Source organism: Caenispirillum salinarum AK4 (genome assembly GCF_000315795.1).
Taxonomy (GTDB): Bacteria; Pseudomonadota; Alphaproteobacteria; order Rhodospirillales; family Rhodospirillaceae; genus Caenispirillum; species Caenispirillum salinarum.
Window position 1 is genome coordinate 1 of sequence record NZ_ANHY01000018.1, and the last position, 22,418, is coordinate 22,418.

A 22,418-nucleotide genomic window follows, 5' to 3' on the forward strand; every position below is an offset into this window, starting at 1 on the left:
CGCGATGACGCCGCGGCTTCTACACCATCTCCTGGGACACGATCCTGTAAAGAAATCGGTGGATGCTCAGCAGAGGGAGTCCGGCAGGATGTCCGGCGTTGCATGTGGGTTCCCAATTTCGCGGGAATGACGAGTATTTTTCGCGCTATAATAACAGGTTAAAAAAATCGGTCGCCCCTGCGGAAGCAGGGAGCCGCGCACTCCGTCAGCCGCCCTCGCGACGCCTCTGCTGGCACCCGGCCGATTTCTTGCCCCCCTCTTTCGCAGGCGCTCCGGGTTACATGCGGCAAGCCCCGTACCCACTCATCACACTCTGAAGGGATCGGGAGCACCAAGCCGCAAGAGGACCGCGATCCCGCATCGTCGGCGCCTACCTGTTCCCCAGCAGGCGGTCGACTTCTTCCTGCGAGAGGCCCTTGGGCTTGTCCATGTCCTGGGCGTCGTCGCGGGCCTGGCCGGAGGTCAGGGCGTCGGCCACAAGCCCCTTGTTGTCGGCAAGGTGGCGCAGGAAGCGGTTGACCTTGCGGATGCGCTGGCCCGTCAGGTCCTGAAAGGCGCAGGCCTCCATGATCCCCTCCAGCCGCAGCAGCGTGCTCTGGTCGGGGTTGCGCTCCATCAGAAGTTCCGCCAGGCCCAGGATGCGGTTGACCGCGCGCTCCTGCTCCGTCACCGCAGCTTCCAGATTGCGGATGGCGGCCACCAGGGCGGCGTCGACCTTGTCGGCGGGAGGCATAGGGCGGGGGCTCATCGCGTGGATTCCACAAGCGGAAACGGCCGCCCGGTGGTCGGGCGGCCGTCAAAACTGCACCAGGGTCGCGGCGGAGGACAAGGACGGACGTCACAGGACGCGCCGGTTTTCGCCCGCCACTGGCACGGCCGCGCGCACATCAGCGCGGGGCCATCACCATGACCATCTGGCGGCCTTCCATCTTGGGGTGCTGTTCGACCTTCGCGACGTCTTCGAACTCGTCGCGCACCCGCATGAGAACCTTCATGCCCAGGTCCTGGTGCGCCATTTCACGCCCCCGGAAGCGCAAGGTGCACTTGACCTTGTCGCCGGCCTCCAGGAAGCGCTTCACGTTGCGCATCTTCACCTGGTAGTCGTTCTCGTCGATGTTGGGCCGGAGCTTGACCTCCTTGACCTCGACGACCTTCTGCTTTTTCCGCGCTTCCGCCTTCTTCTTCTGGGACTCGTACTTGAATTTGCCGTAGTCCAGAATCTTGCAGACGGGCGGATCGGCGTTGGGCGATACCTCGACGAGGTCGAGCCCCGCTTCCTCGGCCATCTCCAGCGCCTCGCGGATATGCACGACGCCCACCTGTTCGCCTTCGGCGTCGATCAGGCGGACCTGCTGCACGTTGATCGCATCGTTGACGCGCGGTCCTTCCTTGGACGGCGGCGCCATCATCGGCGGTCTAGCTATGAAACAGTCTCCCGTGTCTCAGAACACAAAAATGCGTGGACGCGTGCCGTGCGCGGCTCTCCACCGCGACCCTGGAAACCGGGACGGACGCCGCACGGGCCGGAACTCTTCCGGCCCGGGGAGCCCGTGGCGGTCGGGTCGGGCACGTGCCCGGTTCGTGTGAAACGGCCTACTCGGCCGCCGGCTGCAAGGCCGGCCGGCCCGGCATGGCCGCTTCGGCAGTCAGTGTAGCAACGAAGTCCTTCAGCGCAAGGACTTCCTGCCCCTTTTGGCCAAGCCGCCGCACGGCCACGGTGCCTTCCTCGGCCTCGCGTTTGCCGATGGCGATGATGAAGGGCACCTTGCGCAGGCTGTGCTCACGGACCTTGTAGTTGATCTTTTCGTTCCGCAGGTCCAGTTCCGCCCGGAAACCGGCGCTTTTCAGCGTGTGCAGCACCTGGCGGGCATAGTCGTCGCCATCCTGGGTGATGGTGGTGATGACCGCCTGCGTCGGCGCCAGCCACAGCGGGAACTTGCCGGCATAGTTTTCGATGAGAATGCCGATGAACCGCTCGAAGCTGCCCAGGATGGCGCGGTGGAGCATCACCGGCCGGTGCCGGCCGCCGTCCTCGCCCACGTATTCGGCATCCAGGCGCTCGGGCAGCACGAAGTCCACCTGCAGCGTGCCGCACTGCCAGTCGCGGCCGATGGCGTCGCGCAGCACGAACTCCAGCTTGGGGCCGTAGAAGGCCCCCTCGCCGGGATTGAGCGTCCAATCCAGGCCGGCGGCCTCGGTCGCCTCCTTGAGCGCCGATTCGGCCTTGTCCCAGGTTTCGTCCGAGCCCGCCCGCACCTCGGGCCGGTCGGAGAACTTCACGCGGACATCGGTGAAGCCGAGATCGGCGTAAACCTCCTGCAGGAGCGTGCAGAACGCCTGCGTCTCCGCCGTGATCTGGTCTTCCGTGCAGAAGATGTGGGCGTCGTCCTGCGTGAAGGCGCGCACGCGCATCAGCCCGTGCAGCGCGCCCGAGGGCTCGTAGCGGCTGCACGATCCGAACTCGGCCATGCGCAGCGGCAGGTCGCGGTAGGACTTGATGCCCTGGTTGAAGATCTGCACGTGGCAGGGACAGTTCATCGGCTTGATGGCCAGCGTGCGCTCGTCCTCGGTCTGGGCCGTGAACATGTTCTCGCGGAACTTGTCCCAGTGGCCGGAGCGCTCCCACAGCACGCGGTCGACCAGTTGGGGCGTGTTGACCTCCACGTAATCGGCGTTTTCCAAACGGTCACGCATGTACTGCTGGAGCTTGCGGTACAACGTCCAGCCGGCCGGGTGCCAGAACACCGAGCCTTGCGCCTCTTCCTGCATGTGGAACAGGTCCAGCTCGCGGCCCAGGCGGCGGTGGTCGCGCTTTTCCGCCTCTTCGAGCATCGTCAGATACTCTTTCAGCTGCTTGTCGTTGGCCCAGGCGGTGCCGTAGATGCGCTGGAGCATCTCGTTCCGGGCATCGCCGCGCCAGTAGGCGCCGGCCAGCTTCATCACCTTGAAGGCCTTGGGCAGCTTGCCGGTGGACGGCAGGTGCGGGCCGCGGCAGAGGTCGAGCCAGTTGCCCTGGCGGTAGACCGTCACCTCTTCGCCCTCGGGCAGGTCGCGGATGATTTCTGCCTTGTAGTGCTCGCCCAGCTTTTCGAAGTAGGCGATGGCCTCGTCCCGCGCCCACACCTCGCGGACGATTTTCTCGTCCCGCTCGATGATCTCCTGCATGCGCTTTTCGATCTTTTCCAGATCGTCGGGCGTGAAGGGTTCGTCGCGGGCGAAGTCGTAGTAGTAGCCGTTCTCGATCGCCGGGCCGATGGTCACCTGGGTGTTGGGATACAGCTCCTGCACCGCTTCCGCCATGACGTGGGCGGCGTCGTGGCGAATCAGCTCCAGCCCTTCCGGGTCCTTGGCGGTGACGATGGCCAGCGCCGCGTCACGCTCGATGGGCCGGGTGAGGTCCCACAGGGCTCCGTCGACCTTGCAGGCCAGCGCGGCCTTGGCGAGGCCGGGGCCGATGTCCTCGGCGACCTGCAGGCCCGTGACCGGGCCGTCGTAATTGCGGACACTGCCGTCGGGCAGGGAAATGGCGACCATGGCGCTTACTCTTTTCCTCGTGTGGAGGCTGGAAATCTACAGGGAATCCCGCAGGGATCAACCCGCAAGACCGGCACGGCCAGAGGGCGGCGGAGACTCCGTCTTCGAAGGTCTGTCTGCGGGAGGGTCGGCCGGCGGCGTGCCGGCAGAAGCGCGGCTCAGGCCGCGGCGACCGCACCCGCGCCCATAGTTCGCGCGGCCGCCCCGCCACCGGAGAGACCGGCGCGGTGGTTCGGGCGGACGAAGCTGCGGATCGCGAAGGGCACGGGGCAACGCCTCTGCGGCAGAAAAAGCGGGTGACCGGCTGAACTCTAGTGCGCACCCCCGGCCCTGTCCAGCCCGGCGCGCCGGCGCGTCAGCCTGCCACCGCGTCACCCAGGAACCCGCCCGACTGCCGCTCCCACAGGCGCGCATACAGGCCGCCCCGGGCGATCAGGTCATGGTGGCGGCCGTCCTCGACGATCCGGCCCTGGTCCATGACCACCAGCCGGTCCAGCGACGCGATGGTGGACAGGCGGTGGGCGATCGCGATGACCGTCTTGCCCTCCATCAGCGACGACAACTGCTCCTGGATTGCCGCCTCCACCTCGGAATCCAGAGCGGATGTGGCTTCGTCCAGCACCAGGATCGGGGCGTTCTTGAGGATCACGCGGGCGATGGCGATGCGCTGGCGCTGCCCGCCCGACAGCTTCACGCCGCGTTCGCCCACCTGCACGTCATACCCTTTGCGGCCGTGCGGGTCGCGCAGGTCGCGGACGAAGTCGTCCGCCCGCGCCAGCCGCGCCGCCGCCACCACGTCCTCGAACCCCGCCTCGGGCCGGCCGTAGCGGATGTTGTCGGCAATGGAGCGGTGCAGCAGCGCGGTGTCCTGGCTCACCATGCCGATGCAGGCCCGCAAGGAGTCCTGCGTCACGCCGGCGATGTTCTGGCCGTCGATGAGGATGCGGCCGCCCTCCAGGTCGTGGAACCGCAGCAGCAGGCTCACCAGCGTGGATTTTCCGGCGCCCGAGACGCCGACCAGCCCGACCTTCTCGCCCGGCCGGATGTGCAGGGACAGGTCCTCGATCACGCCGCCCTCCTTGCCGTAGTGGAAGGTGACGTGGTCGAAGTCGATGGCCCCCTGCGTCACGCGCAGGTCGCGCGCGTCGGGCCGGTCGGTCACGCTGTGGGCTCGGGCGATGGTTTCCATGCCGTTCTGCACCGTGCCGATGTTTTCGAACAGGGCGGTAATGGTGCGCAGGATCCACCCCGACATCTGGGTCAGGCGGATGATGAGCCCCGTCGCCACCGCGATGGCCCCGGCCGAGACGCCGCCCGCCAGCCACAGGTGGATGGTCAGCCCCACCGTCGCCACCAGCAGAAGGCCGTTGAGCACGGTCAGCGTCACCGTCATGTCGAAGATGGCGCGCATCATCACGCGGAAGGCGTCCAGGTGGCGCGTCATGCCGGCGTGGGCGAAGGCCTCCTCGCGCTCGGCATGGGCGAACAGCTTGACCGACAGGATGTTGGAATAGCTGTCGACGACACGCCCGGACAGGGCCGACGTGGCTTCCGACAGGTCGGCCGACTTCTTGCGCACCGGCGGCACCATGCGCCAGACCACCCAGCCGTAGGCCAGTGTCCACAGCCCCACGGGCACCAGCAGCCACGGGTCCATGGCGGCGAACAGCCCCACCGTGCCCAGCAGGAAGGTCACCAGGAACCACACGCCGTCGATGACGTTCACCACCGACTCGCGCACCGCCGGGCCGGTCTGCATGACCTTCTGGGCAATGCGCCCGGCGAAGTCGTTCTGGAAGAAGGACAGGCTTTGGCGCACCACCCAGCGGTAGTTGTTCCAGCGGATGTCGTCGGTGAGCGCCGGCACGATGGTCAGGTTGATGAGCCCGCGCTGCACCAGAACCAGCAGCGGCCGCACCACCGCCGCCACCACGGCCATGCCCGCCAGCGCCCATCCGTATTCCGCCAGGAAGTCCTCGGGCGGGGTCTCGTTGGCCCAGTCCACCAGCACGCCCAGGAAGGCGAACAGCGCCAGCTCCGCCAGGGAAGCCAGACCGGCGATCACCAGCGTCAGGATCAGCAGCCCCTTCACCGGCTGCAGGAAGTGCCGGTAGAAGGCCGCCACCTGCGACGGCGGGCGCTTTACGTCGATGTAGTCCAGCCCGCGGAACAGGCGTTCGAAGAAGGCGTGCATGATGGGCGCGCGAGGCTCCTCTGTTACTGGCTCTACGCCTGCCGCGCCCGGCGGATCAACGCCAGGGACAAGGCGGCGATCCATCCCACGGTGATGAGCCCCAGGAACCGCTCGTAGGCGCCGTCCCAGGTGGTCGGCACCACGAAGAACAGCGGCGACAGCACCAGCCACGCCGCCGCGACGCCGAACCCGGCCGTCCGCCACGGACCGGACAGGAAGCGGGCATCGCGCAGGCCCGGCCCCAGCAGGGCGGCCTGCGCCAGGAACAGTACGGCGAAGGCGTAGACGGCGTTCATGTGGATGACGAACTTCCCGCTGTCACGGTCACCGTATTCATTGTGGCCGGCGATCACGCCCAGGTCGATGCCCAGCAGCGCCAGGGCCGCGAGTCCGAGCATCCAGCTCGCCCGCCCGCGCCACCACGGCCACAGGCCGTAGGCGCAGGCCATGGCGCCGATGCCGAAGAGGATCAGCCCGGTGTCCTGGATCCACCCCCAGCGTCCGGCCGCAAGATCGCTGATGGTGTCGCTGATGGGATCGTGCTGCTCGTAGATGGCCACGCCCGCCAGGTTGGCGACCACCACCAGGACCGCGCCGGTCAGGCCGATCCAGCCGCACAGACGGGCCCGGCGCGCCCTGTTCATTTTACCTCCCGCGGGCTGAGGCCCACCATGGCGGGGCCGTGGATCACCGATCCGTCGGCGGCGAATATGGAGCCGTGGCAGGAGCAGTCCCAGGTGCGCTCGCCGTTGTTCCAGGTGACGGGGCAGCCTTCGTGCGTGCAGGTGGCGGAAACGGCGTGCAGGACGCCGCCGGCGTCGCAATGGACGGCCACGTCCTCGTCATCGATTCGGAACACCGCCCCCTGCCCCGGCGTCAGGTCCTCGGGCCTGTCGGGCTGGGGGACGTCCTCGGCCTCGCGCATGGGCGGATGGGCGCCGCCTGGCCACTCGCGCGGCTCACGCAGGGAATCGTAGAGCACGGCGAAGGGGTTCTCGGCGCCGGTCAGCCGGTCGGCCAGGATCATGCCCGCCACCGTGCCATGCGTGATGCCCCAGGATGAAAAGCCGGTGGCCGTCCAGAGGTGCCGGCAGTCGCGACCGGCCGGCCCGACGAAGGGGATGCGGTCCTGGGCGTCGAAGTCCTCGTTCATCCAGCGGTATGCCATGGGACCGGTGCCGAAGGTATTGCGCACGAAGGTCTCCAGGCCCTGAAAGACGGCCTCGGTGTCGCGTACCTTGCCGACGGGCAGACTTTCGCCGACGCAGATGAGCAGCCGCTGGCCGCCCTCCCACGGGGCCGACCGCAGGCTGTGGGTGGGCGCATCGACGCACAGATACATGCCCTCCGGCGCCATCTCCGCCGGGACGGGCACGGCGACCACCGCGTGGCCGCGCGGGCTGGCCTTGTGGTGGAAGTGGCCGGGGTCGACGATGGGCAGGTTGGTGGCGATGATGACGTCGGCCGCGCGCACCGAATGTCCCCCGGCGGTGGTCACGACGCTGGGCTCGCCCTCGTCGATGCCGGTGACGCGAGTTTCCTGGTGGACGTGCCCGCCGTTGGCGTCCGCCTCCTCGGCCAGGCTGCGCAGATAGGGGACGGGGTTGAACTGCGCCTGGTCGTTGACGCGAACGCCAGCGGCGATGTCGTAGGGCTGGTCGCCGGCGGTGTCGATCCGGGCGGCGGAAAGGCCCAGCGACCGCGCGGCCTCGGCCTCGGCCTCGATCTCGGCGGCGCGGGCGGGATCGCGGGTAATGGTGACCGCAGGCACCGTCTCGTACCCGCACGCGATCTCGCGCTCGTGAACGAAGGCGGCGATGCGGTCCATGGCGGCGCGCTGGGCGTCGGCGTAGGCCTGGGCGTCGTCGCGGCCGTAGGCGCGGATCATCTGGTCGTAGATCAGCCCGTGCAGGGCGGTGATCTTGGCGTTGGACCGCCCGGTGACCTGCGCGCCGATCTGCCGCGCCTCCAGCACTGCCACGCTCTTTCCCCGGCGGCGCAGCAGCGCGGCGGCCGTGATGCCGGCCATGCCGCCGCCGACGATGCAGACGTCGACCTCCAGATCCCGGTCGAGCGGCGGAAAGGGCGCAGGCCGGCTGGCGGCGTTCCAACAGCTGTCGGCGATGGGGGAAGACATGGCGCGGACCTCCTCGGGTTGCCATTGGTGCAAAGGCAATGCCGGCCGCACCCCCGGGGTTCGGCGGCAACCGCCGCGGAAGCGGCCGAAAGGAGGAAGCCCCCCCATCCGGAGCAAGCACGAAGGGCGCCTTGGCCGAGCCGGTCTTTCGAATATCCTGACAGCCGGCCTTGCAACCGCCGCGCCCTCCGCCCCATGCCGTTCCCGCGAAGGAGCCGTCCGATGGCGACCGTCCACTTCGCCACCAACCGCAGCTACACCACCGGGCCGGACGGCACCGTCACCTTCGGCACGCGCTTCCACCACGACGGGCCGGAGTTCATCCGGTTCGGATCGGCCGAGGTGGTCCGCAAGTCCGACGGCAGTTACGCGTGCCAGGGCTATCGCGTGGAGCCGGAAAGCGCCCAGACCAACCTTCTGGGCAGCACCGCCGTGTTCGACCAGCTGCGCAAGGCCATGCGGGAGGGCTGCACCGACACCCTGTGCCTCATCCACGGCTATGCCTGCGACTTCAAGACGGCGCTGGAGCGGGCCGGCGAACTTCAGGACAAGTACGCCTTCGACGGCAAGCCGCTCAACATGTTCGTGTTTTCCTGGCCGTCCGACGGCACGACGGAATTCCGGGCCTACGGCCGCGACCGGATCGACGCCAGCATGTCCGGCGTCGCCATGGCGCGGGCGTTTCTCAAGCTCCGGCGCTATCTCGTGGCGCTGTCCGAGCAGACGGGCCAGCCGCCGGACGGCTTCTGCAACCAGCGCATTCACCTGGTGGCGCACAGCATGGGCAACTACGCCCTGCGTCATGCCCTGCGGTCGGTGCGCAAGGAACTGGAGGGGGCGCCGCTGCCGCGCCTGCTGGACACGGTCTTCCTCATGGCGGCCGACGAGGACGAGGACGCCTTCGAGCACGACGCCAAGCTGGGCCTGCTGACCGAAATCTGCCGGCAGGTTCTGGTGTACTACAGCGAGAACGACCGGGCGCTGACCATCAGCGACGTGACCAAGGGCAACCCCGACCGCCTGGGCACCAACGGTCCGCGGGTCCTGACCGGGCTGCCGCGCAAGGTGAAGCTGATCGACTGTTCGGAGGTGGACTGGACCCGGCTGACCCACGGCCGGCACCAGTACTATCGCCTGCGGGACGAAGTGGTGACCGACGTGCGCGCCGTGCTGGCCGGCGTGCGGGCCGAGGACATGGCGTGGCGCAAGCGCGCGCCCAACGAGCGGGCGTGGCGGATCATGCCCGGCGGCGCCGGCCCCGCCACCCGCGACGAACCCAGGCTGCGGCGCGACCAGCTTGAACTGGCGTGACACCCGCTTTCTTTCCCGGGCCGCGGTGCGGGCGCACGCAGTCAGTTCTTGTCTTCGCCCAGGCTCATGATGCCGATGCCCATGCCGACGGACCCGAAGGTGATGAACAGGCCGAAGAACAGCAGGATCATGTAGAGGACCGTGTTGTCACTGTTCCAGGCGAGCGTGCGAATTCCGCCCAGGTCCGTCGCCAGGACCAGGCCACCGAACAGGAACCCGCCGAAGGTGCCGTACAGCAGGTGCTTGAGCAGGAAGTCCAGCACATGGCGTTCATGAGGTTTCAGGGGCATGAATGCGTCCTCGTCCGTCCCGGCGGTGGCTGATGGCACCGGCAGCCTAGGCCGCCCGCGCGCCCTGCGTCATTGCGATTTGCCGATCGGCCCCGGCCTCAGCTTTCGTCACCGTCGTGGAACGCCGCCACCGCACCGCTCTGGGGATCGAAGCCCTCTGCGTCGTTCGGGTCGGCCCCGGCCGCGCGCATGGCGTTCGCCACGTCCGCCACCACGGCCTCGGCCAGGGTGGCGTCGGTGCAGCGGGCGACGACCGAGGTGCCCAGGCGCTCGCCGCGCACGAAGGGATAGCTGCCGATCTCCACGGCCGGAAAACGCTCCTGGATCGCGCCCAGCGGCTCGGCGATGTCGCCTTCCCGGATATAGGCGGTGACGGCGCGGCTGTGAACGGGGGCGCCGCCGCGCAATCCGTCCTTCACCGTGTCCAGCATGGCCTGGGCGATGCGCGGCACACCGGCCATGACGAACACGTTCCCCAGCCGGAAGCCCGGCGCGTGGCTGACGGGGTTGTCCACCAGCTCCGCTCCCGCCGGGATACGCGCCATGCGCAGTCGGGCGTCGTTGATGGTCTCCGACCCGTAGTGGTGGCGCAGGCGGCGCTCGGCCTCCGCGTTCAGTTCCACCGCCCGGCCGAAGGCCTCGGCGACGCAGTCGGTGGTGATATCGTCGTGCGTCGGCCCGATGCCGCCGGTGGTGAAGACATAGTCGTTGGCCGCACGCAGGGCGTTGACGGCATCGATGATGGCCGCCTTGTCGTCGGCCACCATGCGCACCTCCTTCAGCCGCACCCCGCGGGCGCCCAGCGTCTTGGCGAAGACCTGGACGTTGGCGTCGCGGGTGCGGCCCGACAGAACCTCGTTGCCGATCACCAGCAGCGCGGCGGTGACCACGGCGCCGTCTTCGCCGGCGGAAGGATCGGCGGGCGCGGTGGGACTGGCGGAGGTGGCGTCGGTCATGGAAGCTCCTGGCGTGCGAACGATGGGGGTAACGCGATCCTTCGGCGGCGGCAGCAGGGCTGCTATGGTCAGGCGATTCGCAAGAAGGACACACCGCCCGCCATGCGCCGCGCCGCCGTCGTCGTGCTCGCCACTCTACAGGTCTTCTGTGCCGCCGTCATGCCGCCGCGCGCGGCCGCCGCCGTGCCCGAGCCGACCGCCCCCAGCCGGTCCGCCGGCGAGCTGGTCGCGCCGGATGCAGGGCTGGCCGAGGCCCAGGCGCTGATGGCGGAACTCGGCCTATGGGACGGCGGCGGCGACGGCCGCGCCTCCGCCGCCTTCGGACAGGCGGTGCGGCGGGCGCGGGGGATGCTCGGCCTGCCGCCCGAGACACTGGCCCCCGTCGACGACGACCTTCTGTCGGCCCTGCGCAGCCGGGCGGAGGCCCGGCGCACGGCGCGCCAGCTCGAGGACGCCCGCGCCCGCGAGGAAGCGGCCGCCCATGCCGCCGTCGCCGCCTCGCCGCTCCTGACCGCGGCCCTGCGTCCCCGGACGGAGGACGACGTGACGGAGGCGGACCCGGAGGCCGACGCGGCCCTGGACGCCTGCCGCGCCGCCCCCGCCACCACCTGCCTTCTGGAGGCGGCCCGGCGCGCGGTCCTGGCGGTGACGGATGCGGAGCTTCGCAACTGGGGCCTCAGCCGCATCGCCCGGGCACGGGTGGCGCGCTCGGGCCGGCTGGACGATGCCTGGCCGGCCCTGCGGCTGGCCGATGATCCGCGCGCCGTCTTCACCACCCTGTCCGCCGTCGCCGAGGAGGCCGCCGAGGCCGGACGGGCGGACCTGGTGCACCAGGCGGTCGCGGCGCTGGAGACCTATCCGCCCGTGGCCGCCCGCGCCGCCGCCGAGGCCGCCCGCATTCTCGCCACGACGCAGCCGTCCGCCGCCCGCGCGCTGACTGCACACGCCGAGACCCTGCTGGGCGCCGTGCCGGGACAGGACGACCGCCGGGCGGTGCTGTCCGCCCTCGCCCTGGCCGCGCAGGCGCAGGGCGAGGCCGACCGGGCCCGCGCGCTTCTGGACGCGGCACCCGGGCCGCCGGAAGCCCTGGCGGCGGCCCGGGCCTCGGTGGGCGGCGCGGCGGCCGTGGCGCCGTTGCTGCGCGCGCTCCCTCCCGGAACCGATACGGCGGCGCGGCGGGCGGTGCTGGTGGAACTGGCGGCGGCACATGCGGCGGATGGCGACGCCGAGGCGGCGGTCGCGGCGACGCAGGCCATCGACGAGGCGCGTTACCGGGCCGTCGCCCTGGCCGGCGCCGCCGCGGTCCTGCACCGGCCGGACCTGCTGGAGCGGGCGGAAACCACGGCGCAGGACATTTCCCTGCCGTTCGCCCGCGCCTTCGCCCTGGCACATGTGGCCGAGGCATGGCTGGCGCTCGACCGGCCGGCGCAGGCGCTGGCGGCGGCCCGGCGGGTGGAGACAGACACCCTGGCCGTGGCGGCGCTCGACCGCATCGCGCGCCGTTCCGCCGCCGGTGTTGCCGTGCGGGCGGAGGCGGCACGCGCCGCGCAGACCCGCCTGACGGCCATGATCGACCGTGTGGCGCGGGTGCGCGTCTGGGCGGACCGCGCCCGGGCCCTGGCCGGACCCGATCCCGCCGCCGCCGGTGCCGCCGCACGCGCGGCGGTGGACGGCGCAATGGTCATCCGCAACCGCTGGAGCGCGGCTCGCGCCCTGCTGCACGCGGCCGAGGCGGTGGCGGCCCTGGACGCGGCGGGGGGGGACGTGGCGCCCGCCGATGCCGATGTGGAAGGAGACGGCGGGCGCTGACAAGCTGCCCCGGCGCCTGTATCGTCCCACCATCCTTTCATTTTTTCCAACCGAGGACCGCATGAAGCTGCCCGTCGTGGAAGTCGCCGCCGAGGCCTATCATTTCCTGTGGCGGCAGCGGCGGACGCTGGTCGACCGCGCATCGCTGCCGCTCGCCGTGGTGCTGATCGTGGGCATCATCGAGTACCTGACCGGCACGCCCTCGGGCGGCGGCGGCGACCTGCCCGTCCCGGCCCCGCCGCCGGGCGCCGATGGCGGCAGCGCCGGCCCGGGCGGAACCGGCAACGGCAACGGCAACGGCGGCGGTGACGCGGGTCCGGGCGGGCCGGCCCTTCTGCTGTCACTGGCCTACTTCGCCATGTCGCTGCCGTTCCTCGTGGGCTGGTACCGGCTCGTCGTGCTGGGGCCCGGCGCCGTCGCCGGCCGATTCCCCCTGGCGTTCACGCGGCTGGAGGGGCGCTTCCTGCTGTGGATGGTGGTCATCGGCCTGGTGCTGGTGGTGCCGCTGGTCATCTCGGGCGCCATCGCGGTGCCGTTCGCCACCGGGGATATCTCGGGCACGCAGGTTTCCCCCGTGCCCATGCTTCTGGCCGTGGCCATGTTCATCCTGCTGATCCTGGCGTCGCTGCGGCTGAGCTTCGTCTTCCCCGCCATCGCCGCCGAGGAGCCCGTCAGCTTCGCCCGCGCCTGGGAAATCACCAAGGGCAACAGCCTGCGCCTCTTGGGCCTGATGGCGCTGGTGCACGTGCCGGTGCTGGTATTCGGCGCCATCATCGAAGCCTTCGCCGTGGGCCTGGGCCTGCCGTTCAGCCTGGTCCTGTTCGTCGACCTCGCCATTTCCTTCACGATCATGGCGCTCGGCGCCACCGCGTTCGGGGAAGCCTACGTCCGGCTGAGGTAACGGAAGACCCACTTTTCTCCCACCTTATGATCCTATACGCGCGGATACCCACCCTTAGGGCATATAGGCCGTCGATAGTCATGAAATATTTAGTGGAATTGCTACGATGAAATGTCCAAGAACGACAGGGGGCGCTCACGGACAGAAGACGACGAACGTCTCGCCGGGCGCATGGGCTTTGTGGGGGATTTCATGGCATTTCTCGACTTTTCCGAGCAGCTGAAGGTCGGCTTCGCACTCATCGACGACGACCATAAGATCCTGATCGACCAGATCAACATGCTGGCCGATTCGCTGGCCGACGGCGATGACCAGGATGCGATCGGCAGCGTGCTCAACGTGCTGGTGGACTACACCGAATTCCACTTCGGCCGCGAACAGCAGCTCATGGAGCAGACCGGCTACGAACAGTCGCCCGGCCACCTGCGCGAGCATGCCGTCCTGGTCAAGCAGGTCAGCGAGATGAGCCGCCGCTACCAGGCCGGCGAGGCCACCGCCAAGGACCTGATGAACTTCCTGAAGGTGTGGATCACCCAGCACATCCTGAAGTCCGACAAGGCGCTGGCCCAGCACCTGCTGGCGCACAACGGCTCCACCGAACTGGTTCAGCAGGCGTCCGGCCAGGGCGAGATCCAGTGGTCCAAGCTGTCGGTGCTGATCGTCGACGACCAGTTCAACTTCCGCTCGCTGCTGCGCAGCCTGCTGAACACCCTGGGCGTCACCCACATCCACGAGGCCAAGTCGGGGCACGAGGCCCTGGACATGATGGCCAACTTCCCGGTGGACGTGGTGCTGGTGGACGACGGCATGAAGCCCATGGACGGCATCTCCTTCACCAAGGCGGTGCGCTCGGGCAAGCACGGCGTCAACCCGAAGACGCTGGTGATCCTCATGCCGTCCAACGAGATCACCAAGGACTACCTGCTGCGCGCCACCCAGTCGGGCGTCCATGACCTGGTGGTCAAGCCGCTGGCCGCCAAGACCGTGCGCGGCCGCATCGAGCGCCACCTGCGCCAGCCGCTGCCGTTCCGCCAGATGGGCGACATGCTCATCCCCGTGCGCCAGCCGCCGGCCAAGCCACATGCCGCCCGCGTCTGACGCGCAGGCCGCAAGGCAGGGCGCCGCGAAAGGGGGCGGCGCCCAATCCTCCGTCCGGTTGACCACCGGATGGACCGCCGCACAGGACCGAACCGCACGCCGACCCAGCCGTTGACCGGGCACGTCCCGTTGCAACCTTCGGACGGTGGTCATGAAACCTGCGCTCAAGGCCGTGGGGGCTGCGGCCCTGGTGCTCGTCGCCGGGATGGCGGTGGCACTGGCCTTCCCCGCCTTCTGGCTTGAACTGCTTCTTGAAAGCCGCCTGAGCGCGCGCCTGGACCGTCAGGTGCAGATCGACGGGCCGGTGGATCTGTCCGTATTCGACCCACCGGCGATCTCGGCCGAGGACGTGGCCGTCGCCAACCCGGGCTGGGCGCAGGAACCGTGGCTGTTGCAGGCCCAGACCCTGCGGGTGACCTTCAGCGCCGACGCGCTGTGGTCGTTCTCGCTCAAGCCCGTCGCCATCGGCCTGGACCAGCCGCGCCTGTTCCTGGCCCGCAACGAGGACGGCGGCACCACCTGGGAGGTGGCCGGTCTGGGCGGCGGCCGGGGCCAGGAGAGCGGGGACGGCCCGGACCTGAACCGCCTGACGGTCGACGACGGCCGTTTCCGCTATCGCGATCCCGGCCAGGACACGGACCTGACCGGCAGGCTGTCGACAACGGCCGACGGCACGATCTACGACGCCAGCGGCACCTACAAGGGTCGGGAGACCGAGGCCTCCGGCACCGGCGGCGATCTGCTTGTCCTGCTGCGCGGGCGCGCGCCCTGGCCCCTGGAGGCCGAGGTCACGGCCGGCGCCCACGACGTCAGCCTCCAGGGCACCGCGACAGGCCTGCCGGCGCCGACGGGGCTCGACCTCACCATCGCCGGCGCCGGCCCGAGCCTGGAGGGGCTGGGCGAACTGGTCGGCGGCGGCCTGCCCTCGTCGCCGGCCTATGATCTGGCCGGACGGCTGACGCTGAGCGATGGGCGCTGGCAGTTCTCGGATGCCTCAGGCACCATCGGCCAGAGCGCGGTCGCGGGCATGGTGGCCGTCGAGCCGGCAGCGGAGGGGGAAAGGACCCGGTTGACCGTCGACCTGTCCTCCGGGCACATGGAGGTCGCCGACATCGCCGCCGTGCTGGGCGAGCCGGGGCCGTCGGAGGGACCGGCGCAAATCCCCTCGGAGGCGCTGCGCGCCTATAGCGCGGACGTGAGGCTCGCGGCCGATGAACTGGTGGTGGCCGGCCGTGCCCTGCCCGACGCCCGCATCGAGGCGACGCTCGAAGGCGGGCGGCTGACCGTCGATCCGCTGACGGCCGGCGTGGGTGACGGGCGGATGCAGGGCCGCGCCGAACTGGCCGCCGGTTCACCGCCCACGGCCTCGGTGTCGCTGGAACTGAACCGCCTGGAGCTGAACCCGCTGGCAGGCGTGGAGGCCGTGCGCGGCATCTTCGGCGGCACCGTCGACCTGGAGTCGTCGGGCGCGACGGTGGAGGCCATGCGGGACAACCTGTCGGGCCGCGTGGCGCTGCTCCTGTCCGATGGCCGCCTGACCCGCCAGTGGCTGGAGATGGCGCAGATCGGCCTTTCCGACCTGGTGGGGATCTTCATTCCGCAGGAGGATGACGCCACCGCCATCCGCTGCGCAGCTGCCGGCTTCGACGTGTCCAACGGGGTCGCCGAGGCCACCGCGCTGTACGCCGACACAGAGGCCGCCGTGGTGCGCGGCGACGGGGCCGTCGACCTGCGGGACCTGACCCTGGATCTGGCATTCACCATGAACCCCAAGGGCGCCGTCACCTTCGCCTATGACGGTCCCGTGCACGTCACGGGACCGGTCGGCGACCCGACCATCGAGGCGGGCGGCGTGGCGAGCACCGTCTTGCAGGGACTGGGCGCGGTGGCCCTGGGCACGGTCCTGACTCCCGTGGCCGCTGTGGCGCCCTTCATCAACACCAGCGTCGGCGCGGAAGGCGGGTGCCGCCAAGCCCTGGACGAAACGGTGGCCGAACAGGAAGACGGAACCGCCGACGACCAGGGCGGTGGAGACGACGAAGATGGCTAGAGCGTCCTTCGCTCCCTCACGGTCGCTGCGCACGCTCTAGCCTGTTGATTTTTAAGCAAATACGTCGTCGCGGACGATTCCGTCCGCTCGGGATTTGCTCTAGCGGTCGCTGAAGGCCGTATCACGGCTGCGGCGCAGCGCCAGCACCGCCTGCGTCCGGCTGCCCACATTCAGGGCCTTGAGGATGCCCGTGACGTGACTCTTCACCGTCGACAGATTCAGCCCCATGCGCTCGCCGATTTCCTGATTGGAGAGGCCTTCAGCCAGCAGGCGCAGCACGTCCTGCTGACGCTTCGTCAGCCCCGCCGGCAGGGTGTCGAGCGCCCCTTCCATGAAGCGCCCGGCCGATGTGTGCAAGGCGGCGGGGCGGCCGTCGCCGTTGCCGCGCTCCAGCCCGCCCAGGACCGGCGGCAGATAGGTGCCGCCCGCCAGGACCAGGCTGATGATGTTGGCCAGCAGCTTCTGGTCGGTGGACTTGGGCACGAAGGCCTTCACGCCCTGCGCCAGCACCGCGCGCATCTCGTCGGGCTGGTCCAGCATGGAGAACACCAGCACCGGCGTCCGTCCGGCCATCTGCACGATCTCGCGCACGTCCTCCAGGCTGCGGATGCCCGGCATCTTCAGGTCCAGGATAAGAAGGTCGGGCGACACCGCGCCCTGCTCCGGCACGGCAGCGAGGATGGACCGGACGTTGTCGCCGCTGGCGGCCTCTACGACCTCGGCCTTCGGAGTCGCCTCGGCCAGAAGGTGCCGCAGACCGGTCCGAACGATGGAATGATCGTCCGCGATGACGATGCGCATGAGTGGAAACCCCACGTACTGCCCCCAGTACCGCCGCGATGGGGGAATGCGGCGGGACTGCTCATGTATGCCCGAACCCCTAATACCATTGCATAGGGCGCGGCGCGACTGTTTTTCGCACGAAAGTGGTAGGACGTCGGCCAAAAAATTGGCTCTTGGCGGCGGCGGTCATCCGCGCTTACCTCTCTGCGTCACGATCCGGCCCGTTTCGTGCCAAAGCGAGAGGACGACCATGTCGAGCACGCCCCGGTTCCTTGTGGTGGAAGGCAACGTCAAGGAGGCCAGCGAGGCCCTTGAGAAAGCCGGCGCCACGCCCTTCGGCCCGCTGTACGCCCGCACGCTGCAGACCCTGCATCCGGGCGCTGCGTGCGACATCGTGCGCCCGGCCGACCCCGACGGGGCCCTGCCCTCGGGTGCGCAGTTGCAGGACTACGACGGCATCGCCTGGACCGGCTCGGCGCTGAACGCCTACAACACCGATCCGCCGGTGATGCGCCAGGTGGAGTTGGCCCGCGAGGTCTACGACAGCGGCGTGCCCTTCTTCGGCTCGTGCTGGGCGCTGCAAGTGGCGGTGGTGGCCGCCGGCGGCGTGGTGCGCAAGCATCCCGCCGGCCGCGAACTGGGCATCGCCCGCAAGATCCGCCTGACCGAGGCCGGAACGGCGCACCCCATGTTCGCCGGCAAGGGCCCGGTGTTCGAGGCCGTGTGCATCCACCAGGACGAGGTGGAGACCCTGCCGGTGGATTCGACCCTGCTGGCATCCAACGATCACAGCCACGTCCAGGCCGCCGAAATCCGCCACGGCCGGGGCAGCTTCTGGGGCATCCAGTACCACCCGGAATACGACCTGCACGAGATCGGGCACATCTGCCTGCGCTACGCGGAACCCCTGACCGAGCAGGGCTGGTTCGCGAGCGTCGCCGCCTGCGAGGATTTCGTCGCCAAGCTGGATGCGCTGAACGCCGACCCGGCGGGCCGCCGGGACCTGCGCTGGCAGCTCGGCATCGATGCCGACGTGCTGGACGAGGCGGTGCGCCTGCGCGAAATCAAGAACTGGATCAACTACCGCGTCCTGCCTGAGATCGCGCGGCGGCGCTGACCGCTCCTCCCGCCTATCCCGCCGCCCGCAGGCTGCGGGTCTGGGGAAAGCGCAGGGTCACGGCGGTGCCGCGCCTGGGCCGCGCACGCAGCATGAGGCGGCCACCGTGCGCCTCGATCAGCCCGCGCGTCAGTGCCAGGCCCAACCCCGGATGCTCGGGGTCCACGGCCGGGCCGGCGGCCTTGTAGAAGGGCTCGGTCAGGCGCATGGGATCGTTGCGGGGCAGGCCGGCGCCAACGTCCGTGACGGTGATGGTCAGGCAGCCGGCAGCGTCCTCCGCTGCCTCCAATGTCACCCGGCTGTCCTCGGGCGCGGCGTCAAGCGCGTTGTCGAGCAGATGGCCGATCATCTGGCGGACCCGGCCGCCGTCGGCGCGCAGCGGCGGCAGGTCGCCCGGCGCCCACGGGAAAATGTCCACGCGGCGCTCCTCGGCCCGCTCCCGCCACTCCTCGGCGATGTCGTCGCACAGGGCGGCAAGATCGATCGTATCCTCGCGCAACGGCAATTCGCCGCCGTCCATCAGCGACAGTTCCACAACATCGTCCACCAGGGCCCGCAGCCGGCGGCCGGACCCGCCGATTTCCGCGGCATAGTCCTCGTAGCGCGCATTGCCCAGCGGCCCGAACACCGCCTGCGACAGCATGTCCGACAGACCGATGATGGTGTTCAGCGGCGCGCGAAGCTCGTCGGACAGCCGCTGCAGAAGCTCCGCCCGCTCGGCGCCCAGGCGGGCGATGTCGCGCTCGGCCTCCTTTGCCATGCTGCCCTTGAGAACCTCGCCGGTAATGCTGGTGTGCACCACAAGCGCCATGCGCTGTCCCTCCGCCTTTACGTGACGGCAGGAAACGCGGTACCATCGCACCTCCCACGGCGCGTGGCAGGAGTAGACATGGCGGAAATCCTCGCGATCGCCGGCCAGCACCGACTTCACGCCGCGCCCGATGGCGCGGATGGAGGCATCGGACGATGCGCCGCAGATGGCGACGTAGTTGGTGCCCAGGCCGAAATCGGCGTCCAGGCTGCCGTTTTCTTCGCCGAAGCGGCGCCATTCGTCGCTGACGGCGACGATCACACCCTCCTGGTCGACGAGGCATCCGCTCATGGGGAGAGCGTCGACCACGGCGGCGGTCAGATCGGGCATATCCAAGACGTGTCCCTCCGTGTCTCGTGGGACCATGCTGGCACAGTCGCGCCGCGCGGGAAACCGTATCACGACGTCGGCGGCGGATCGTTACCCGCTGCCGGGAAAAACGCGCAACGGTGGGAGTGCGTGCGTCGGCCGTTGCTGTCGGACGCGTAAGGGCCTATGTTGCGGCCATCCTTTCAGCAACATGAAGTCTCCATGAGCGACCTGTCCCACATCCGCAACTTCGCGATCATCGCCCACATCGACCACGGCAAGTCCACGCTCGCCGATCGCCTGATCCAGGTGTGCGGCGGCCTGACCGACCGCGAGATGAAGGAGCAGGTCCTGGACTCCATGGATCTCGAGCGCGAGCGCGGCATCACCATCAAGGCGCAGACGGTGCGCCTGGACTACACGGCCAAGGACGGCAAGACCTATCAGCTGAACCTGATGGACACGCCCGGCCACGTGGACTTCGCCTACGAGGTCAGCCGGTCGCTCGCCGCCTGCGAGGGCTCGCTGCTGATCGTCGATGCCTCCCAGGGCGTGGAGGCGCAGACGCTGGCCAACGTCTACCAGTCCATCGAGATGGACCACGAGATCATCCCGGTGCTGAACAAGATCGACCTGCCCGCCGCCGAGCCCGACCGGGTGAAGGAGCAGATCGAGGACGTGGTGGGCATCGATGCGACTGATGCGGTGGAAATCTCGGCCAAGACCGGCCTGAACATCGAGTCCGTGCTGGAAGCCATCGTCACCCGTCTGCCGGCGCCGGAAGGCGACACCACCGCGCCGCTCAAGGCCATGCTGGTGGACAGCTGGTACGATCCGTACCTGGGCGTCATCATCCTGGTGCGCGTCAAGGAAGGGACCCTGAAGAAGGGTGCGAAGATTCGCATGATGCAGACGGGCGCGACGCACCCCGTCGACCGCGTCGGCGTCTTCAGCCCCAAGATGAAGGACACCGGCGTCCTGTCGGCCGGCGAGATGGGCTACATCACCGCCGGCATCAAGTCGGTGGCGGACTGCAACGTCGGCGACACCATCACCGAGGACGGCCGCCCCGCCGACAAGGCGCTGCCGGGCTTCAAGCCCTCCATCCCCGTCGTGTTCTGCGGCCTGTTCCCGGTCGACGCCAGCGACTTCGAGCATCTGCGCGACAGCCTGTCCAAGCTGCGCCTGAACGACTCCAGTTTCGAGTACACGCCGGAATCGTCGGCGGCGCTGGGCTTCGGCTTCCGCTGCGGCTTCCTGGGCCTGCTGCACATGGAGATCATCCAGGAGCGCCTGGACCGCGAGTTCGACCTGGACCTGATCACCACCGCGCCCTCGGTGGTCTACAAGATGCACATGACCGATGGCTCCATGCTGGAGCTGCACAACCCGGCCGACATGCCCGACGTCATGAAGATCGACTACATCGAGGAACCGTGGGTCAAGGCCACCATCATGGTCCCCGACGAGTTCCTGGGCCCGATCCTGCAGCTGTGCACGGAACGGCGCGGCATTCAGCTTGACCTGACCTATGCCGGCAACCGGGCCATGGCGGTCTACAAGCTGCCGCTCAACGAGATCGTCTTCGACTTCTACGACCGGCTCAAGTCCATCTCCAAGGGCTACGCCAGCTTCGACTACGAAATCGACGAATACAGCGAGAGCGATCTGGTGAAGGTCGGCATCCTGGTGAACGCCGAACCGGTGGACGCCCTGGCCTTCATCGCCCACCGCAGCCAGGCCGAGTTCCGCGGACGGGCCATCTGCAGCCGCCTGAAGGACCTGATCCCGCGCCACCTGTTCAAGGTGCCCATCCAGGCGGCGATCGGCGGCAAGGTCATCGCGCGCGAGACCATTCCCGCGATGCGCAAGGACGTGACCGCCAAGTGCTACGGCGGCGACGTCAGCCGCAAGCGCAAGCTGCTGGACAAGCAGAAGGAAGGCAAGAAGCGGATGCGCCAGTTCGGCAAGGTGGAAATCCCGCAGACCGCCTTCATCAACGCCCTGAAAATGGAACAGAACTGACGGCGCTCGACGGCCGTTCAGCGTCATGACGCGGGGGAGTCCACGGGCTCCCCCGCCCGCGTTTCGGACCTCCTCCCATGATCGAAATCCTGCTCAACGCCCTGGTGGTGTTCTTCGTCGTCATCGATCCGATCGGCCTGGTGCCCATTTTCATCGGGCTGACCATGAAGTTCGATGCGCGCACGAAGCGCCGCATCGCCATCCGCGGGTGCCTGATCGCCTTTGCCATCATCGTCTTCTTCGCCTATTTCGGCGAACTGGTGCTGAACGCCCTGTCCATCGAGATGCCGGCCTTCCGCATCGCCGGCGGCGCGCTTTTGTTCTGGATCGCCTTCGAGATGCTGTTCGAGAAGCGCACCGAGCGGAAGGCCAAGCGCGCCGACGAAGCCAGCCACGAGCTTGAGGAAGACGGCGACAAGGAAGAGGAAATCCGCCACATCGCCGTATTTCCCCTGGCGATCCCGCTGATGGCGGGACCCGGCGCGATCACGACGATCATGCTGATGATGGACCGCTACGGCGACTCCGTGGAGGGGCAGTTGACGGTCATTTCCGCCTCCGCCCTGGTACTGACCGGTTCGGCGGTGCTCTTCATGGCGTCCGGCTGGGTGCAGAAGGCGCTGGGACAGACGCTGATCCTGACGGTCAGCCGCGTGCTCGGCATCGTGCTGGCGGCATTGGCGACGCAGACGGTGATCTCGGGCATTACCGCGATCTATCCGGCGGGCTAAGGCGACCAGTGTTCACACGGCGGCGGCGATTTCGGTCCGGCTGAAATCCTCGCCCTTGAAAAGCAGCGGCCGGCCGGTGATCTTCGCCAGCGTGTAGGAGAAACAGTCCCCCATGTTCGGCCGCGCGGGGTTCTGCCCCTTGCCGAAGCGCACGAACGCCTCGCGCGCGGCCAAAGCTTGGGCGTGATCGACAGGAATGATCTTGATTCCGACCTTCGCCACGAATGCGACAAGGTCCTCAAGCCCGCCTTCGCGCTTTCGCCCCCACAGAACCATCGACGCCTCGAGAAAGGTGACGGCCGACATGGCGCACTCCGCCGCATCAAGAACGGCGGCCTCGAAGTCTTCCATTCGGGTTCCCT

The 22,418-nt window shown here is 68.9% G+C and carries 19 protein-coding genes; 8 read left to right on the forward strand and 11 right to left on the reverse strand.

The genetic code is table 11. The features are described from left to right. Nucleotides 1–370: 370 nt before the first annotated feature. The 6 genes from C882_RS17040 to C882_RS17065 all read right to left on the reverse strand — a co-directional run bounded on the left by C882_RS17040 (nucleotide 371) and on the right by C882_RS17065 (nucleotide 7,865). Nucleotides 371–733, reverse strand: a complete 363-nt coding sequence (locus C882_RS17040) for a hypothetical protein (protein WP_009541901.1) — start codon at nucleotides 731–733, stop codon at nucleotides 371–373. A 154-nt stretch (nucleotides 734–887) separates the two neighbouring features. Then, the gene (gene infC / locus C882_RS17045; RefSeq protein WP_009541902.1) at nucleotides 888–1,409 is read right to left on the reverse strand and encodes a translation initiation factor IF-3; all 522 of its coding nucleotides are present in this window, start codon (nucleotides 1,407–1,409) and stop codon (nucleotides 888–890) included. A gap of 184 nt (nucleotides 1,410–1,593) precedes the next feature. Then, the gene (gene thrS, locus C882_RS17050; RefSeq protein ID WP_009541903.1) at nucleotides 1,594–3,534 is read right to left on the reverse strand and encodes a threonine--tRNA ligase; all 1,941 of its coding nucleotides are present in this window, start codon (nucleotides 3,532–3,534) and stop codon (nucleotides 1,594–1,596) included. 355 nt (nucleotides 3,535–3,889) lie between these two features. Further along, entirely contained in the window at nucleotides 3,890–5,728 is a 1,839-nt protein-coding gene (locus C882_RS17055) for an ABC transporter ATP-binding protein (RefSeq protein ID WP_009541905.1), read from the reverse strand. A gap of 32 nt (nucleotides 5,729–5,760) precedes the next feature. Beyond that, nucleotides 5,761–6,372 carry a DUF998 domain-containing protein gene (locus C882_RS23470; RefSeq protein ID WP_009541906.1) on the reverse strand — a complete coding sequence of 204 codons (612 nt, stop codon included), beginning with the start codon at nucleotides 6,370–6,372 and terminating at the stop codon, nucleotides 5,761–5,763. Next, nucleotides 6,369–7,865, reverse strand: a complete 1,497-nt coding sequence (locus tag C882_RS17065) for an FAD-dependent oxidoreductase (RefSeq protein WP_009541907.1) — start codon at nucleotides 7,863–7,865, stop codon at nucleotides 6,369–6,371. Before C882_RS17065 ends, C882_RS23470 begins: the two co-directional genes overlap by 4 nt. Before the next feature lie 222 nt (nucleotides 7,866–8,087). Between C882_RS17065 and C882_RS17070 the strand changes: the two genes are divergently transcribed. Next, complete coding sequence (locus C882_RS17070; RefSeq protein ID WP_009541908.1) at nucleotides 8,088–9,176, forward strand: alpha/beta hydrolase; 1,089 nt, start codon at nucleotides 8,088–8,090, stop codon at nucleotides 9,174–9,176. Between the two features lie 41 nt (nucleotides 9,177–9,217). Here the strand turns inward: C882_RS17070 and C882_RS17075 are convergent, their stop codons facing one another. Then, on the reverse strand, nucleotides 9,218–9,466 hold the full coding sequence (locus tag C882_RS17075) for a hypothetical protein (protein ID WP_009541909.1): 249 nt from the start codon (nucleotides 9,464–9,466) through the stop codon (nucleotides 9,218–9,220). Nucleotides 9,467–9,564: 98 nt separating this feature from the next. Then, nucleotides 9,565–10,422: a competence/damage-inducible protein A gene (locus C882_RS17080; protein ID WP_009541910.1), complete on the reverse strand. Its 858-nt coding sequence runs from the start codon at nucleotides 10,420–10,422 to the stop codon at nucleotides 9,565–9,567. Between the two features lie 102 nt (nucleotides 10,423–10,524). Here C882_RS17080 and C882_RS17085 point away from each other — a divergent pair, with 102 nt between their 5' ends. The 4 genes from C882_RS17085 to C882_RS17100 all read left to right on the forward strand — a co-directional run bounded on the left by C882_RS17085 (nucleotide 10,525) and on the right by C882_RS17100 (nucleotide 16,280). Beyond that, complete coding sequence (locus C882_RS17085; RefSeq protein WP_009541911.1) at nucleotides 10,525–12,231, forward strand: hypothetical protein; 1,707 nt, start codon at nucleotides 10,525–10,527, stop codon at nucleotides 12,229–12,231. Nucleotides 12,232–12,292: 61 nt separating this feature from the next. Beyond that, nucleotides 12,293–13,132: a hypothetical protein gene (locus C882_RS17090; RefSeq protein WP_152415382.1), complete on the forward strand. Its 840-nt coding sequence runs from the start codon at nucleotides 12,293–12,295 to the stop codon at nucleotides 13,130–13,132. 192 nt (nucleotides 13,133–13,324) lie between these two features. After that, entirely contained in the window at nucleotides 13,325–14,230 is a 906-nt protein-coding gene (locus C882_RS23475; RefSeq protein ID WP_160166794.1) for a bacteriohemerythrin, read from the forward strand. A 151-nt stretch (nucleotides 14,231–14,381) separates the two neighbouring features. Next, nucleotides 14,382–16,280, forward strand: a complete 1,899-nt coding sequence (locus C882_RS17100; protein WP_009541914.1) for an AsmA family protein — start codon at nucleotides 14,382–14,384, stop codon at nucleotides 16,278–16,280. A 99-nt stretch (nucleotides 16,281–16,379) separates the two neighbouring features. On the opposite strand, the gene C882_RS17105 is transcribed toward C882_RS17100, so the two are convergent. Further along, nucleotides 16,380–17,081, reverse strand: coding sequence for a response regulator transcription factor (locus tag C882_RS17105; RefSeq protein ID WP_009541915.1), 702 nt, complete (start codon nucleotides 17,079–17,081; stop codon nucleotides 16,380–16,382). 232 nt (nucleotides 17,082–17,313) lie between these two features. Between C882_RS17105 and C882_RS17110 the strand changes: the two genes are divergently transcribed. Beyond that, nucleotides 17,314–18,180 carry a type 1 glutamine amidotransferase gene (locus tag C882_RS17110; RefSeq protein ID WP_009541916.1) on the forward strand — a complete coding sequence of 289 codons (867 nt, stop codon included), beginning with the start codon at nucleotides 17,314–17,316 and terminating at the stop codon, nucleotides 18,178–18,180. Between the two features lie 13 nt (nucleotides 18,181–18,193). Here the strand turns inward: C882_RS17110 and C882_RS17115 are convergent, their stop codons facing one another. Beyond that, nucleotides 18,194–19,321 carry a sensor histidine kinase gene (locus C882_RS17115; RefSeq protein WP_009541917.1) on the reverse strand — a complete coding sequence of 376 codons (1,128 nt, stop codon included), beginning with the start codon at nucleotides 19,319–19,321 and terminating at the stop codon, nucleotides 18,194–18,196. Nucleotides 19,322–19,522: 201 nt separating this feature from the next. Here C882_RS17115 and lepA point away from each other — a divergent pair, with 201 nt between their 5' ends. Both lepA and C882_RS17125 read left to right on the forward strand, forming a co-directional pair. Beyond that, nucleotides 19,523–21,325 carry a translation elongation factor 4 gene (gene lepA, locus C882_RS17120; protein ID WP_043646212.1) on the forward strand — a complete coding sequence of 601 codons (1,803 nt, stop codon included), beginning with the start codon at nucleotides 19,523–19,525 and terminating at the stop codon, nucleotides 21,323–21,325. Nucleotides 21,326–21,402: 77 nt separating this feature from the next. Then, nucleotides 21,403–22,056 carry a MarC family protein gene (locus C882_RS17125; RefSeq protein ID WP_009541919.1) on the forward strand — a complete coding sequence of 218 codons (654 nt, stop codon included), beginning with the start codon at nucleotides 21,403–21,405 and terminating at the stop codon, nucleotides 22,054–22,056. 12 nt (nucleotides 22,057–22,068) lie between these two features. On the opposite strand, the gene C882_RS17130 is transcribed toward C882_RS17125, so the two are convergent. Next, a complete protein-coding gene (locus C882_RS17130; RefSeq protein ID WP_009541920.1) occupies nucleotides 22,069–22,407 on the reverse strand; it encodes a type II toxin-antitoxin system VapC family toxin in 339 nt (112 codons plus the stop codon). Nucleotides 22,408–22,418: the final 11 nt, after the last annotated feature.